This window comes from Erwinia sp. 9145 (genome assembly GCF_000745075.1).
GTDB classification, from domain to species: Bacteria; Pseudomonadota; Gammaproteobacteria; order Enterobacterales; family Enterobacteriaceae; genus Erwinia; species Erwinia oleae.
Genome location: NZ_JQNE01000001.1, coordinates 982,866 through 997,361, shown reverse-complemented (window position 1 = coordinate 997,361; position 14,496 = coordinate 982,866). Strand labels below are relative to the sequence as shown.

14 protein-coding genes are annotated in these 14,496 nt (G+C 43.4%); 6 read left to right on the top strand and 8 right to left on the bottom strand.

Annotated features, from left to right (window positions below; all coding sequences use genetic code 11):
* Window positions 1-2: 2 nt before the first annotated feature.
* From FA91_RS20050 to FA91_RS04990, 5 genes are read right to left on the bottom strand one after another with little or no spacing between them, the layout of a single operon-like run.
* Window positions 3-1,154 carry an FkbM family methyltransferase gene (locus FA91_RS20050; RefSeq protein WP_051937028.1) on the bottom strand — a complete coding sequence of 384 codons (1,152 nt, stop codon included), beginning with the start codon at window positions 1,152-1,154 and terminating at the stop codon, window positions 3-5.
* Window positions 1,151-2,374: an ABC transporter ATP-binding protein gene (locus FA91_RS05005; RefSeq protein WP_034913152.1), complete on the bottom strand. Its 1,224-nt coding sequence runs from the start codon at window positions 2,372-2,374 to the stop codon at window positions 1,151-1,153. Before FA91_RS05005 ends, FA91_RS20050 begins: the two co-directional genes overlap by 4 nt.
* Complete coding sequence (locus tag FA91_RS05000; protein ID WP_034918973.1) at window positions 2,374-3,168, bottom strand: ABC transporter permease; 795 nt, start codon at window positions 3,166-3,168, stop codon at window positions 2,374-2,376. The genes FA91_RS05005 and FA91_RS05000 overlap by 1 nt, the downstream gene beginning before the upstream one ends.
* A 10-nt stretch (window positions 3,169-3,178) precedes the next feature.
* Window positions 3,179-4,552 carry a phosphomannomutase CpsG gene (gene cpsG, locus FA91_RS04995; protein WP_034913149.1) on the bottom strand — a complete coding sequence of 458 codons (1,374 nt, stop codon included), beginning with the start codon at window positions 4,550-4,552 and terminating at the stop codon, window positions 3,179-3,181.
* 14 nt (window positions 4,553-4,566) lie between these two features.
* On the bottom strand, window positions 4,567-5,982 hold the full coding sequence (locus FA91_RS04990) for a mannose-1-phosphate guanylyltransferase/mannose-6-phosphate isomerase (RefSeq protein ID WP_034913147.1): 1,416 nt from the start codon (window positions 5,980-5,982) through the stop codon (window positions 4,567-4,569).
* Between the two features lie 912 nt (window positions 5,983-6,894).
* Between FA91_RS04990 and FA91_RS04985 the strand changes: the two genes are divergently transcribed.
* The 5 genes from FA91_RS04985 to FA91_RS21435 all read left to right on the top strand — a co-directional run bounded on the left by FA91_RS04985 (window position 6,895) and on the right by FA91_RS21435 (window position 10,098).
* The gene (locus tag FA91_RS04985) at window positions 6,895-7,254 is read left to right on the top strand and encodes a GtrA family protein (protein WP_034918970.1); all 360 of its coding nucleotides are present in this window, start codon (window positions 6,895-6,897) and stop codon (window positions 7,252-7,254) included.
* Window positions 7,251-8,168 carry a glycosyltransferase family 2 protein gene (locus tag FA91_RS04980; protein WP_034913146.1) on the top strand — a complete coding sequence of 306 codons (918 nt, stop codon included), beginning with the start codon at window positions 7,251-7,253 and terminating at the stop codon, window positions 8,166-8,168. The genes FA91_RS04985 and FA91_RS04980 overlap by 4 nt, the downstream gene beginning before the upstream one ends.
* On the top strand, window positions 8,161-8,604 hold the full coding sequence (locus FA91_RS04975; RefSeq protein ID WP_034913142.1) for a hypothetical protein: 444 nt from the start codon (window positions 8,161-8,163) through the stop codon (window positions 8,602-8,604). Before FA91_RS04980 ends, FA91_RS04975 begins: the two co-directional genes overlap by 8 nt.
* Window positions 8,567-9,799: a DUF6056 family protein gene (locus FA91_RS04970; RefSeq protein ID WP_343205749.1), complete on the top strand. Its 1,233-nt coding sequence runs from the start codon at window positions 8,567-8,569 to the stop codon at window positions 9,797-9,799. Before FA91_RS04975 ends, FA91_RS04970 begins: the two co-directional genes overlap by 38 nt.
* 62 nt (window positions 9,800-9,861) lie before the next feature.
* Window positions 9,862-10,098, top strand: a complete 237-nt coding sequence (locus FA91_RS21435) for a DUF6173 family protein (protein WP_255350087.1) — start codon at window positions 9,862-9,864, stop codon at window positions 10,096-10,098.
* 3 nt (window positions 10,099-10,101) lie between these two features.
* Here FA91_RS21435 and FA91_RS04960 read toward each other — a convergent pair whose 3' ends face one another.
* Complete coding sequence (locus tag FA91_RS04960) at window positions 10,102-10,977, bottom strand: hypothetical protein (RefSeq protein ID WP_034913134.1); 876 nt, start codon at window positions 10,975-10,977, stop codon at window positions 10,102-10,104.
* Between the two features lie 685 nt (window positions 10,978-11,662).
* On the opposite strand from FA91_RS04960, the gene FA91_RS20380 reads away from it, so the two are divergent.
* Window positions 11,663-12,658, top strand: coding sequence for a bifunctional helix-turn-helix transcriptional regulator/GNAT family N-acetyltransferase (locus FA91_RS20380; RefSeq protein ID WP_034913131.1), 996 nt, complete (start codon window positions 11,663-11,665; stop codon window positions 12,656-12,658).
* Window positions 12,659-12,720: 62 nt separating this feature from the next.
* Here FA91_RS20380 and FA91_RS04950 read toward each other — a convergent pair whose 3' ends face one another.
* Both FA91_RS04950 and FA91_RS04945 read right to left on the bottom strand, forming a co-directional pair.
* Window positions 12,721-12,891: a hypothetical protein gene (locus FA91_RS04950; RefSeq protein WP_156103056.1), complete on the bottom strand. Its 171-nt coding sequence runs from the start codon at window positions 12,889-12,891 to the stop codon at window positions 12,721-12,723.
* A gap of 344 nt (window positions 12,892-13,235) precedes the next feature.
* Complete coding sequence (locus FA91_RS04945) at window positions 13,236-14,279, bottom strand: papain-like cysteine protease family protein (protein ID WP_156103054.1); 1,044 nt, start codon at window positions 14,277-14,279, stop codon at window positions 13,236-13,238.
* Window positions 14,280-14,496 lie beyond the last annotated feature (217 nt).

Below are 14,496 nucleotides of genomic sequence, written 5' to 3'. Positions count from 1 at the left end.
ATTCAATCCTTGTTCATATCGTTGAATGCTTTAAAGCGTTTGTATATTTTCTTCGCCCCATTAGAAAGACTATCTAACTGATAATGAGTCGGCGGGGAAATACTTTTATGAAGTGCTTTAGAAGCAAAGTTATGTAACCCAACTTTTTTTAGTATTTTTTTCAACTTATTACTTATAGAAGGATGACGCTCTAATCTTATAAAGATAAAGTTTACCAATGCTCTGGGAGACTTGTCTTTATCAAAATATTTAATGAAATTAAAAAGCTTCCGGCCATATAAGAAAAAGTATCTTACAGGTGTAGTAAGCTTCCAGTACCTACTTAAATAGATGCTTTCTAATTGATGTCTGGCAAGCCATGCTTCATGTTCTTTATCTGCTACCAGTTTCCTGAGCTGCCGTTCAGTGGCAAGGTGTCTTTTAATTCTTTTCTTTACTTCACTTAATTCATCTTTCTTCTTTTGTTCAGAATACAAAATAAACCCATCAAAAACGTTTGGCGGGTTTTTAAATTTTTTAATAAGTCCTTTATGTTCATCTGCAACATAATATCTGTTTAAGCCATCTCGATATGCGAAATGATAATTTGAATCAGTTAGTAAATACTCCCATAACTCGTAGTTCTCCTTTTGGGTCATGGGTATAGTTGATTCAACAACGACTATCCAGGGCCGGCATTTTTTCCAATCACAGCCATTCAATACATTGAACTCTAAACCTTCTACGTCAATCTTTAAAAAATGTATCTGCTGTTCTGGTTTAACATAATTCTCATATATTTGATTTAACGTCTTGATTTCAACTTCTTTCTCAAAACTTTCATAGCCCTGTACAGCGTGCATTGCAACAACATCATTACTTAGTGTTGACAGGCCAGTATTTGGGATGAAACTCATTGACTCTGTACCTGAGTAATCAGATATTGCATAGGGCAAATTTAAATCTCTTTCTCGCTTTAACTTATATTCTTCATACAATGAAGGATTCGGCTCAATATTAATTCCGTTCCAACCGGAATCGTAGAAAACTTTGGTTACTGAGTCTTTATCAGGCCAGGCCGCCCCAACATCTATGAAAAAACCTTTTTTTATATGGTTCAATGCTCTCCATAGCATTACATCTTCAAAGTTCTGTGAATAACTTATAAATTTCATAGTTTGATAATCTCAATGCTGGGATCTATCCACGCAAGACCTGCGAAGTGATCTTTGTCAGTATTAATAACATTAAATACTAAGGCTAAATCGCGCCATTCATAATTATTCACAAGATGATTTTCACTGCTAACTAAAGCAGTTTGTATTGAGTAGCTACCCACACCCAAACTAAGTTTAAATGAAAATTTAAAGGTATACTTGTTGCCTCTTTGGACAGAGGTTATAGCCTGTTTCTTTAACTCTGTATTTGTGCCATAGATTACCTGCCCCAGGCGGTCTTTTATCGAATACCCTAAAACCAGCCGAGGTATATCTTTATATATCTCAACATCCATTTCGAGTGATACTTCTTCCCCAACGTTCAAGAATTCAGACCTTTCGCCATGCTTATCGAGCAGACGTGTTTCAAGTACTTTGGCCTCGCCTGTACCTGAGATAGTTTGAACTCTCCCATCCTGAGAAGTTTTCTGGACGATGTTCTTTTTTTCTTTATCTGCCAAAAGTGCGTTGTAGTAATCCATGACCGCCTCTGGATTACCTTCAAACTCTTTTCTGCCAGCATTTAGCAAAATAGCTCTATCGCATATACTTTGGATGGCTTGCTTATCATGAGAAACGATAAGTAAGGTTGTTCCCTTTTTCGCATATTCTCTTATTCTTTCGAAACTCTTATGTTGGAAATATGTGTCTCCAACGGATAAAGCCTCATCAACGATCAAGATATCTGGTCTTACGGCAGTCGCTACACTAAAAGCAAGACGCATTTGCATACCGCTTGAATAAACCCGGACAGGTTGATCAATATAGTCACCTATCTCGGCGAACTCTTCAATCTCATGCATCAGGCGTTGTATTTCTGCTACCGAAAACCCTATGAGCTGACCTGCCATAAAAACGTTTTGTCTACCTGTAAAATCAGGATGAAACCCCATGCCTAATTCAAGTAAAGCTGCAACACGTCCATTAAGCTTTATCGTTCCCAGGCTCGGTTGGGTTGTACCAGTAATCATTTTTAATAAAGTACTTTTACCAGCACCATTAATGCCAATAATACCTACTGCTTCTCCAGCCTCAACGGTAAAACTAACATCCTGTAAAATCCATTTTAGGTGGTGCTGTTTATTAACTCCCGGCACAAACCATTCAACTAAACGCTTCCACTTGCTGGAGTATTGTTTATAGGCTTTGCCTATATTATCAACTATAATTGCGGCCATTATAATTCATCCACCATTTCGCCAACATTATTTTTGAAAAGCCGCATACCCAGAAACATTAATATTATTCCTACTGTTAATGCAGGTAACAGGTTGATCCAGTTGGGCATAACAGCTTGAACAAGAATAGATTGTGCAGCTTCAATAACGCCAACCATTGGGTTGAATCGCATTATTTCATGAAATTTCTCTGGTATTATGTTAATGGGATAAACAATTGGTGTAAACCAAAACCAAAACTGTAGTATTATATTGAACGTTTGACCTACATCTCTAAAAAAAACGTTCATTACTCCCAGTGTAATCCCAAGCCCTATTGCAAAGATGACTACCGTTATTATTACAGGTATCATAGCAAAGTAAACCAAACCGGGAAAATTACCACTAACTATTAGGAATAGCGTAAACAGTCCAAATACAATTATAAAGTTAAGTAACGCATTAGCTACAATGGTTACAGGTAAGCAGAGTCTGGGGAAATTTATTTTTTTAATGATGTTCGCATTTTCTATAAAAACCATCTGACCTCGCCCGACAATTTCACTAAACAGCCCCCAGGTCAGTGTTCCTGCGCAAAGATATATACTATATGCGAAAGCATTATCAATACCCGGGAGCTTAGCCCGCATTATTTGTGAAAAGATCAATGTGTAAACCACTATCATAGAAAGCGGATTAATTATATTCCACGCGGCCCCAAGTAATGAGTTTTGGTATTTAGTCTGGAATTCTCTTTTAATGCTTCCAAATATAAAACTTCGATACTGGACCAGAGCCCTTGTTACGTTAACTATGAACAATTTCTCATTCCTTAATTGTTGCAATCAATTGCCTGACCATTTCTAACATCAATGGTTCATTGGCACGCGTCTCAATATTTAATCTTAATAATGGCTCAGTATTGGAGCTTCTAATATTCATACGCCAATCTTCATATTCAATACTAAGTCCGTCAGTTTTATTTTCATAAAGCGCAGTCTTCAAATATTTGACTTCGATGCGATTTAAAATCTTTGAGATACTTTTAACTTTAAAATTAATCTCGCCACTACATGGAAATGCTCTCATTCTTTCTGATACCAGCTCTGAAAGCGTTACGTCTTTCACTGCCAACAGCTCCGCAACCAGTAGCCACGGAATCATGCCACTGTCGCAATAGGCGAAGTCGCGGAAATAGTGATGTGCACTCATCTCCCCCCCATATACCGCATCTTCTTCACGCATTCGTTCTTTGATAAAGGCGTGGCCAGTTTTAGACATCACTGGAATGCCCCCCGCTTTGGTCACTACGTCAATAGTGTTCCAGGTCAAACGAGGGTCATGGATGATTTTTGCGCCAGGTTCTTTCTTAAGAAAAGCGGCAGCCAATAAACCAACAATGTAATACCCCTCAATAAACTCAGCTTTTTCATCGAACATGAAACAGCGATCAAAATCGCCGTCAAAGGCAATGCCCATGTCTGCCTGGTGATCATGCACTGCCTCAGATGTGTCTTGACGACATTCTGGCAGTAATGGATTAGGTATGCCATGCGGGAAGTTACCGTCGGCCTCGTGATGCACTTTGATAAACATAATCGGTACGTTTGCCTGTCGGAAGCGCTTTTCAATCTCATCGATCACGTGGCCGGCAGCACCGTTACCTGAATTAATTACCAGCTTCATCGGTTTGGTGAAATTCTTCAGGTCGATATAACTCATTAAATGATCAATATAAGCATCTAAGACAGAGATTTGCTTATAGCTACCGCGTTTGCTCTCATCTACCGGGGCAAAATCATTGGCTTCCGCAAGTCGCTGAACGTCACGCAATCCTGTATCACCACTAACAGGACGAGCACCTTCGCGTACTAACTTCATGCCGTTATAGTTCATCGGATTATGGCTGGCTGTTACTTCGATGCCGCCATCAATACCTAAATGAAAAGTGGCGAAATAGATCTCTTCCGTTCCGCTCATGCCAATATCCAGAACGTCAGTACCCGCATCCCTGAGTCCGTTTGCCAGTGCCACTTTTAATGATTCACTGGTTAGACGTACATCTCCACCCAGCACTATCGTCCTGGGTCGGATAAATTCACCATAAGCGCGACCGATGCGGTAAGCAATATCGTCATTCAGTTCTGTACCTAATTCGCCTCGGATGTCATAAGCTTTAAAACAGGTCAGCGTTGCCATGATCTTGACGGTCCTTACTTACTTTCGAGTAGTTGTTTAATTAAAATGAGATCGTCATCACCGAGATAGGAACCCGATTGGATCTCCAACAACTCTAATGGAATTTTTCCCGGGTTTTCTAAAGTATGTAGATGGCCGATTGGAATAAAAGTTGACTGGTTCTCTGTCAGCAACAGTGTCTTATCCTGAATAGTGACCTTTGCCGTGCCGGACAAAATTACCCAGTGCTCGGCGCGGTGATAATGCATCTGCAACTCAAATTTTTCACCCGGTTTAACCGTAATGCGGTTGACGTTGAACCGTCCGGTATTAACCACCAGATCACAGCGTCCCCACGGCCAGTAAGTTTCGCGGTGACGGCGATATTCGCTTCGGCACTCACCTTTGAGAAACTCCACTATGCGCTTTACATCCTGAACCTGATCTTTACGAGCAACCAGAACAGCATCTTTGGTATTAACAATAACCAGGTTCTCTACACCGATTGCTGCGACCAATTGATCTTCGCTATTGATGTAACAATTTTTGGTGTTATGAAGGAAGGTATCGCCTTTTAAAGAGTTGCCGTAAGTATCTTTATCGTTCACTTCCCACAGCGCCGACCAGGAGCCCACATCACTCCAGCCCGCAGCCAATGGAACCACAACGGCAGCATCGGTTTGCTCCATTACGGCATAATCAACCGACTCGTCCGGACAGGCGGTGAAGTCATCTTTATCTATATTGATAAAGTCATTGCCTTCTTTAACGTCAGCCATAGCGCGACGACATGCTTCAAGGATATCAGGACGGAATTTTTCGAGCTCCTGAAGATAGCGTTTTGCCCGGAACATGAACATACCGCTATTCCAGTAGTACTCACCGGACGCAAGATATTCCTCCGCAGTGCTCTGATCAGGTTTTTCGACAAAACGCTGAACCTGATAAGGGCCGCTCTCGCCGCCTGGCAATGCTTCGCCACGCTGAATGTAACCATATCCGGTTTCCGGGCCGGTTGGCACGATGCCAAAGGTAACCAGCTTGCCCTGTTTGGCATGAGCAATTGCAATGTTAATAGCCTGATGAAACGCGGCACGATCTTCAATAACGTGGTCTGCGGCCAGCACCAGCAGTACCGGATCGTCGCCTTGCTCTATTGCGTTCAGCGCGGCAAGCGCAATGGCCGGAGCAGTATTGCGCCCTACCGGTTCAAGAATAATGTTATGGGATAGCTTGTTAATTTGTCGCAACTGCTCAGCAACTAAAAAGCGATGCTCTACATTGCAAATTACCATTGGTGCGCGCGCTTCAATACCAACAAGACGGTTAACCGTCTCCTGAAGCATTGAGTGCTCGCCATGCAGGCAGATGAACTGTTTGGGGTAAAGTTCGCGGGAAAGAGGCCATAAGCGGCTGCCAGTTCCTCCGGCCATAATTACGGGAAGTAACATTCCATATCCTCTAACAAATTTGAACAATCTGTTACACATCTTGCGGGTCAATTTTTATTCACTATGAATAAACAGCCACGCTACCGCCCTGGTTCGCACAAACCAATATGCCTATGGCAAAACCTTGTCAATTCAAGGCAAGTTATTGATATTAAAGCAATTTTATTTTTAACCACTGAGTGGTTTTGGACCCGGGTAAATAATACAATTTGTGCGGCAAAAAGCATACGCCTTTTCTTTCCCCCCATACCAACGCTTAATTTTTATTAAACTATGGCTTCTCCAAATTGTAGACAATCTAATCAGTGAAAAAACAGTATAGTAGAGTTAATTGAGTCCTGCTGACCTCCTCCCCGCTGTGAGTCATGCCTTCATAAGCCCTGTGAGGCCATCTCATGAGAAGCGTTTTTCCAACCAACGGAACATCAGTATTCTCCACGAAGCGAAAGCGGGCGGTTCTACCCGATGCGCTTTGCGCCTTGCCCGGTGATTGACCTCATTAGTTCACGCAAAAGATCCACAGTACTAACCCGAGCGGCGACCGTTGATTCGTGATAGAGGCTGTTCGCAAATGCGCCTGTAATCTCGTTTCGTTTTGCCATGAGTTTTGCCCGCTCTCGTTACTGTTTTTACATACAGCACTTTCAGGCTTCATGCTTAACACTGGCTTTTTGCACAGTTCTGATATGGCGTCGAAGTATGAAGTAAATTATTTTGATGGGGGTTACAGGAGCTTTGCTTCACCTACGGCATCCCGTGAACCTGACGGAAAATGGCGCGGCTTGTTCATGGCTCCCTCGCCGGGTATTTTTTGCTCATCGCACCTAAAAAGCCTGTTCTTTCATGATGATTCCTTGCCATTTACATTGCCTGATGTCACGATCGCTTCACTTTCAACTATTGATAAATAGCATGTTAAAACTGTTTACTAAATACGCGTCCGTCGGCGTTATAAACACGCTGATACATTGGTTCGTATTTGCCGTCATGTTCTATTATGGCGCGAATCAAACGATGTCGAATTTCGGTGCCTTCTGCATCGCAGTGACATTCTCATTTTTTGTGAATGCCAAATGGACATTCAAATCTGAGACTACTGCTCTACGTTATATGCTTTACGTCGCATTCATGGGCGTAGTTGCATCTGTTGTGGGCTGGGTAGCTGATAAATGCGTACTCCCTCCCCTTGTAACACTTGTGGTCTTTTCCTTGATAAGCCTGGTCTGTGGCTTCATATATTCTAAATTTATCGTGTTCAGGGAAGCGAAATGAAAATATCTCTGGTTGTGCCCGTCTTCAACGAAGAGGAAGCCATTCCCATTTTTTACCAGACAGTGCGAAGTAAACTGAACGATTATGAGGTGGAAATTGTATTCATTAACGATGGTAGCAAAGACGGTACTGAGGGAATTATCAATGCCTTGTCTGTCGCCGATCGGCTGGTTAATTCGCTATCCTTTACGCGTAATTTCGGCAAAGAGCCTGCACTTTTTGCCGGCTTAGAACATGCTACCGGCGATGCGGTCATTCCGATTGATGTTGATTTGCAGGATCCCATCGAAATCATTCCTCAACTCATTGAACGCTGGCAGTCAGGCGCTGACGTAGTGTTGGCAAAGCGCACTGACCGAAACACTGACGGTCATATGAAGCGCAAAACCGCAGAGTGGTTTTATCGCCTGCACAACAAAATTAGCTCACCGACCATAGAAGAGAATGTCGGCGATTTTCGACTGATGTCCCGGGAAATTGTCGAGCACATCAAATTACTGCCTGAGCGTAACCTGTTCATGAAAGGAATTCTTTCATGGGTAGGCGGCCGAGTGCAGATTGTAGAATATACGCGTGCAGAACGCGTTGCAGGCACATCAAAATTTAATGGTTGGAAGCTCTGGAATTTAGCACTTGAGGGTATTACCAGTTTCTCCACCTTTCCCTTACGCATATGGACCTACATAGGATTGGCTGTTGCTGGTTTATCCTTTTTGTATGGGGCATGGATGATAATTAACACTCTCGCGTTCGGTAACCCTGTACGAGGCTATCCATCACTTCTGGTTTCTGTACTTTTTTTAGGTGGTGTGCAGCTTATAGGGATAGGTGTATTGGGCGAATATACAGGGAGAATTTATACGGAAGTAAAACAACGCCCGAAATATCTTCTTAAGGCCAGAGATAATGAATAGTCGTATACTAAACATCCTCTTCTCGTCCGCTTTACTTGCTATCGCATTATTTACTATTGCGTTGTATTTCCATAATACGCACCCTAAAATAGCGCATCACATGCCTGATCATTTGAACGATATACGTTATTCAATTGATGAATGCAGTTTAAAGAATGGTGTATTTGTGATTAGAGGATGGGCGATTTTGACGAAGGGAAGCCCGGAGAAACTTACCCGGCTATACCTTGAAACAAATGGCGAGCTATTTCCTGTTTATAAAAAAACATTGAAATCAGACGATCTCAAGCGTTTGTTCGGGGAAGGAAAAAAACATGGAATGTCAGCTTTTTATGGTGCAACGCGAATTGACAGTTCAACAGACAACCTGTCTGTTATAATTTCAGTTGAAGATATGGATGGCAGAATTCATGAAACAAAATATAAGTGCCAATAAGATCTACACTACGTTAATTTTTGTCGTGATGGCAATTATTTTGTATCGCATTGGGGCCTCGCTGGATCTTCGTACTTACATGGACGATGATGTTTACTTTGTAAAGGCGTTGGATAACACATCCCTCTTTGATTTTTTGCACATGCGGTATATGACATGGAGTGGAAGATTTTTCATTGAATACATACTTGTTACTACAATAAATCATCATATGGTGTGGAGAATTTCAATCCCATTATGTCTGCTTTTACTCTGCTATTCGATATGTAAAACCATTGATAATGGCGAAAAAACTCATCCACAATACGTTTTAATCTGCCTGATTTTATTTCATAGCATGCCATCCAAAACATTGACGGAAGGCGCCTGGTGGGTGACTGGCTTTTACAACTACCTTTTACCTGTATCATTTGGAATATATGCGATCTCTGTTGTTATTCATTACAGATCACAAAGCAATTTTAAATTATTCACATCTATTTTAGCTTTACCTGTCGCTTGCTCCAACGAGCAAATGGCAGTAACAATGATAGCCTTATTAGGTACTAATTTAATTATTGATAAAAAAATAAACGCTTATAAAACAACCTTTCTTACAGTAACATTATTATCATTTCTAATCTTAATGCTTGCCCCCGGAAACAAATTAAGATTCCTGGGAGAGTCAAGAAGAATCCCAGAATTTGCAGACTATGGAATAATAGATAAAATAGGCTTAGGCATGGACAGGCTTGGCGTGGTTATAAACGCCAGCAATAGCTTACTCTTAATAATCTCAGCATTACTAATCCTGCTATACTTCAAAAAAGTGAGGTTCCATCCGGATGTTTTTGGAACAATCGTCTGCACGATAATTTTTGTATTTCAAATCGCAAAAATGAATAATTTATTACCCGTCCAATTCATGAAACCCGGAGATTGGATAAACTTTTCATTTTATTTAAGATACACAGTAGCACTGATATTTTATGTATGTATAATATATATTATTTGCAGAGTATTTAATACTGTTAATGATTACGTTACCGTTTTTACGGTTATTTTTGCTCCCGCCACTGTGATTATGATCGGTTTCTCACCGACAGTCTATGCTTCGGCTGACAGAGTGTTATTCTTGTTTGAGTGCATGATTCTTTTGGTCGCAATGGCGTGTGTGAAAAAAGTACTCCCAAAAAAGCCAATGACTAAAGCATGATTTGTTTGATTTATGACTGGCCAGAATAATTAAAGTGTCTGGATTGCCCGTAGCTATTCAGTATCAGAGATGATGGTAACCCCGTTGAGCTTGGGCAGCATGTATCCCAAATTAGCGTTCTTTTGGTCAGGATAAAAACACAGCGTCCAGATGAGCCTAAGCGTCTCATAGGTTTTGCTGGTTGGGATGAGTATGACCAGCAAGTTGAAGAGTGGCAAACCTCCTGGCCACATAAATTATCGCATAATTTTTCTGATTCCAGGATCATCATCGGGCGCACTCGCAAATGCGCCTTGTGATGATTACCTGGTGACGCTGTTATCGATTGTTTTGATAGCAGTTCCATCCTGCTGCTTAATGATGTTTAGCTGAACGTTATCTGCTTTTCGAGTGGCAAGGACGTTGATGTCCTTTTGGTCGTCACAATTGAAATCACCCTGAAGAGAAATCGCTAAGGCATCCATCGAACCATCTGAAGTGAAAGGTATATAAGAAACCTGATCGTTTTTATCAATTATTTTTACGCCTATAGCACCGGTAGCCGTGTTTTGATACAGGTCATAAACTTTTCCATTACGCGAATCTGTATCGATAAACTTATAGCTTGCCTGAGAGGGCGATGCAGCCGTGGCAACTACTGCATCAATATCCGCTCCATATGTTCCTGCTACTGTACTTCCCTGTTTGCCAGTATCGACAATACGGACATAGGGATATAAAATCCCTTGAGTGACCTGACCATCCAGATTGAATCCAACCCATGAACCAGCACCGTTTTGGATTGCTGAGCTTGTGATAGCCAGCTTAGTCCAGGTAGTTTGATCAACGGAAACATAAACATCAAATGTTTCGTATGAGCGCGATTCGAAAACATATAATTCATTTGCGCTCGTACTATCAGCCTGCAATGGACTATCCATCTCAACGATTACATTCCCACCCATACCCATAGATAGAAAATTAAACGGTGCATTCGCGCCAGTATTAGGATCATCGGGTGCGCCTAAGATTTTATTTGTTACTGCGCCCACACCAGAGGCGCCCTCACCAGGATTATATTGGACAACCGATTTAGCAAATCCAATTGTCGGCTCAACAACTGGCTTGTAAGTAGTATATGTCTCAGCAATTGCAGATGCGGCAGATAAGCAAGCTAACAGTAAGAGTAATTTCTTCATGAGCATTCCTTTATTAAAAGTGCGTAGGGGTTTTAACTCGTATTGGTGTCGAATCAGGCATTAAATTCATTTTTGGCGCTGCTCAGTGATGTACGGCTGCAATCCTGCTATTGGCTTTTAACCTGGCAACTTACCTTCCAGGTTTTGTTGTGGATCAGTATGGCGCGTTTTGTTCGCTCATCTATAGACAGGATGTCAGCTTCGGTGACGCGGATCGGCTTTACTCAGGTGCAGGCAGTGTCGGCCACTACCTCCGTTCAAGGGAGCGGGTCAATCATGCCGGAATTCTGTTTCTGAATGGAGCAGGATTTCGGGTCAGAGTCAAACGGTTGAGCGGGGCAACTACCTTCTCAAACCTATTGACGTGATTTTCCGGCCCATTCAAAAAAATACAATTAAAATCAGTATAAACAATCTATTACACTCTTAATTTACATTGTCGCTCCATTGGACTTCAAACCTGCGATTAAAAAAATAGCATCACTTCGGGAAAGCTCACCGCTAGCGCGCATGCGTGTCCTGCTGAAAGGAGATAAATCAGAGACCAGATAGATACAATTCAGCGCCTGGCCGCATTTTTCCTGAATAACTTACCGTTCACCCTGAAAAATCGTATTGACAGAACGGCGGCAAGAAAATATAACCGGTTATTCAATTTTGATGATTCTTATTATCCGGAGACGACGTGGATATTATTGCAGAAATGCCCTTTGTTTTTCTCGGAAGCCGGCTGAAGCGGCTCGCAGAGCATATGCAGGCAGACTCGAGTCTGCTGGCCAGTGCGAACAATACCCATGTACCTCCGGGTCTCTATCCCACACTTGCTGTCCTTAAAAAAGAAACCAGCATGACAATTGGCGAACTTGCCCGCGCTATCCGGGTCAGTCAGCCTGCAATGACAAAAAGTATCAGCAAACTGGTTGAAGCAGGGCTGGTCAGCAATCGTGCTGATAATAGTGATAAGCGTAAATCTGTTGTGGCACTGACAGCTGCTGGTGCATCTGTTGTTTCACGTGGAGAAAAGATTGTCTGGCCACTGCTTGATACGGTTGTGCGGGAGCTGACCGAAGGTCTTAGCGGTTCGTTTCCTGACCAACTTGCTGAGCTGGAAAAACGTCTTGAGGCGGAGCCGCTTCCTGAACGTGCTTTCCGCCTTTCCTCTCCGGAGTTGCAGCCAGCGACCGAAGAGGATGTGACAGACGTCGTATCATTGCTAAACCGATCATACCGGTGTGTTGGTGGGGAAGGCGGATGGACGACAGAAGTCGGTATCATCGACGGGGATCGTATAAGTGAAGAGACATTAAGGCAGGAAATTATAACAAAACCAGAGGCAACATTGCTGGTATGGAAGAGGCAGGAAAAAGTCACAGGTTGCGTCTGGCTTGAGCCTGTGAGCGATGGCATCTGGTATCTGGGTTCTCTTGCGATTGATCCACAATTACAAAACGCACAGTACGGCAGGAGACTAATGACAGCGGCAGAACAATGGTGTCGTTCCCGTGGCGGAAGCAGGATACAAATGACGGTGCTGGAAGTTCGCGATTCGCTCATTAAATGGTATGAAAGACGCGGTTATCATCAGACAGGTGAAACTGAACCCTTTCCATCAACTGACACACGATTCGGTACACCCGTTACGGCCAATTTGCGTTTTGTTTTTATGGAGAAATCTTTATGACATATCACATATGTTCATTCAATAAGGTGCATTTTCGCCCTAATGGGCTTTGAACCCCGTATTCATATAATCTGATTCACTTCTTCGAAGCCAAAGCGTGGAGCCCGAGCATAAAGTGTGAACGGCTCGCCATATTCTGGCGTTGACACCCTATTGACGCGGATATTGCTGTCCGGGAAAAAGGCGGTATTCAGCGACTGCTCATCAAAACCCAGCATTGGGTTGATATCCATGGCAAGCAGCCTGGCTGCAATAATAAAATATCCCGCCTGCAACGATGAATTCCTCAGCGCAGAATCCCAACGGACTTTTGGGGCGCCCCCATAACATTAACGTAGCACGCCGGCGGCGTGAGCGGCGCTGCGCGGCAGCTACGATCGGATCACGCCCGGCATGCTGATCCAGAATACAAGGTGGCATTCAAAGTCGGCGCGTCTGCGATTGCCGAAATCGCGCCTTCACCCATGAAGCACAAGGACGGCCTGTAAAGATGGTGATTCCAGGGAGTGACGTCACTGGCCTCCCTGGATGGATCCGAGATAGTCTCTACGGCGGCTCGTTTAGATTTGTAATTATTTTATTTCAGAACGATTACGGATTCCTCTGTAGGATTATCAGAGCCTTTATATTTATGGACAAGGTTAAAATAGTCATATTTTCGCCACTTTGCCTTACCCCCATAAGTTGGATCTATATACGCGACCAGCCCCTGGTCCGGTTTAACGCCGCAAACTACCAGGTCATGTCCAAATCCGAGGTCGTTGAATTGACCACATACTATAAATGGCCCGTGAGTATTCAGTATTCTCGCAATCGAGCCGATGTCCTTCAGATCCAGCTTTGAGCCCATTGGCCTTAGCCCATTCTCTTCAAGAATACGACGTCCTGTATCACTGTCGAACGACAGCCTGTTGCCAACAACAGGTAGCTTACGGTGGCTCTTAACCGCATCGCCTTGAGGCTTCGTTTTTTCACCTGACTGCCACGAAAGCACCATCTGCATGGCCGCATACCAGCAATCAGAGATTCGGCCCTGCCGTTTGGAGGGAACCTCAAAAAATACTTCGCGCTGCTGCCCGCTGCTGCCCTGTAAGTAAGATGATGAGGATGGTCCCGCCACAGAAAACCCCGACTGGCCTGATGTACCGGCTGCGATGGTTCCCGACTGAGGTGCCACATACTGCTGAGTCGCGTACTGACCAGAAGTTGCCGGTAGCTGCATCACCTCTGGTCTCTGACTGGCATCACGTGATTCTCTGGTATTGGGATTGTAATAGTAGAGCTGTCCTTTCTGGCTGCCATGTTTATGTATGGCATGATGCCATCCTGCCTGTAGCGATGACGGCTTTTGCCACTGAGTATGGCCGCTTCTGGAGTGCACATAGTACTCATTTCCGGACTGCGGATCGGTTGACGATTCCCATCCGGGCGGCAGGCTCGAATGACCTGTCATTTGAGCGGTGGAGGTTGACTGAGCCGTCACAGAAGATGACTGAGAATATGCTGACTGCTGGATCGGAGCTCCTGAGTAAGTTTCCGGCTGTGCAGATGTCTGATTGCTTCCTGTGCCATAACTGTAACCGGAATAATTAGACTGGTTATATTTATTGGGATTAAACAAAGCTTTTTACCTCTTGTCACTGATGCAGGTATCCGTTAGCGCCCCTGTCGCCGACATACTCATTTTGACGATATACGGGTTGTCAGGGAGAGGCGCGCCGGCATTTTTTGCTGCGCGATGTGTGTCATTTGTTCCATGAGAGCGGACACAACGAAGCTTTCAGGCGACTGAGTGATACGAAAACCGGTTTAGTTCCATAAACGGAGTCCGGGGGCTG

Coding starts and splice junctions, on each gene's coding strand:
- FA91_RS04950 (WP_156103056.1), bottom strand. CDS start 12,891: ATGGATATCAACCCAATGCTGGGTTTTGATGAGCAGTCGCTGAATACC.
- FA91_RS04975 (WP_034913142.1), top strand. CDS start 8,161: ATGAATAGTCGTATACTAAACATCCTCTTCTCGTCCGCTTTACTTGCT.
- FA91_RS04990 (WP_034913147.1), bottom strand. CDS start 5,982: ATGTTACTTCCCGTAATTATGGCCGGAGGAACTGGCAGCCGCTTATGG.
- FA91_RS04980 (WP_034913146.1), top strand. CDS start 7,251: ATGAAAATATCTCTGGTTGTGCCCGTCTTCAACGAAGAGGAAGCCATT.
- FA91_RS04970 (WP_343205749.1), top strand. CDS start 8,567: ATGGCAGAATTCATGAAACAAAATATAAGTGCCAATAAGATCTACACT.
- FA91_RS20050 (WP_051937028.1), bottom strand. CDS start 1,154: ATGAAATTTATAAGTTATTCACAGAACTTTGAAGATGTAATGCTATGG.
- FA91_RS04960 (WP_034913134.1), bottom strand. CDS start 10,977: ATGAAGAAATTACTCTTACTGTTAGCTTGCTTATCTGCCGCATCTGCA.
- FA91_RS05005 (WP_034913152.1), bottom strand. CDS start 2,374: ATGGCCGCAATTATAGTTGATAATATAGGCAAAGCCTATAAACAATAC.
- FA91_RS04985 (WP_034918970.1), top strand. CDS start 6,895: ATGTTAAAACTGTTTACTAAATACGCGTCCGTCGGCGTTATAAACACG.
- cpsG (WP_034913149.1), bottom strand. CDS start 4,552: ATGGCAACGCTGACCTGTTTTAAAGCTTATGACATCCGAGGCGAATTA.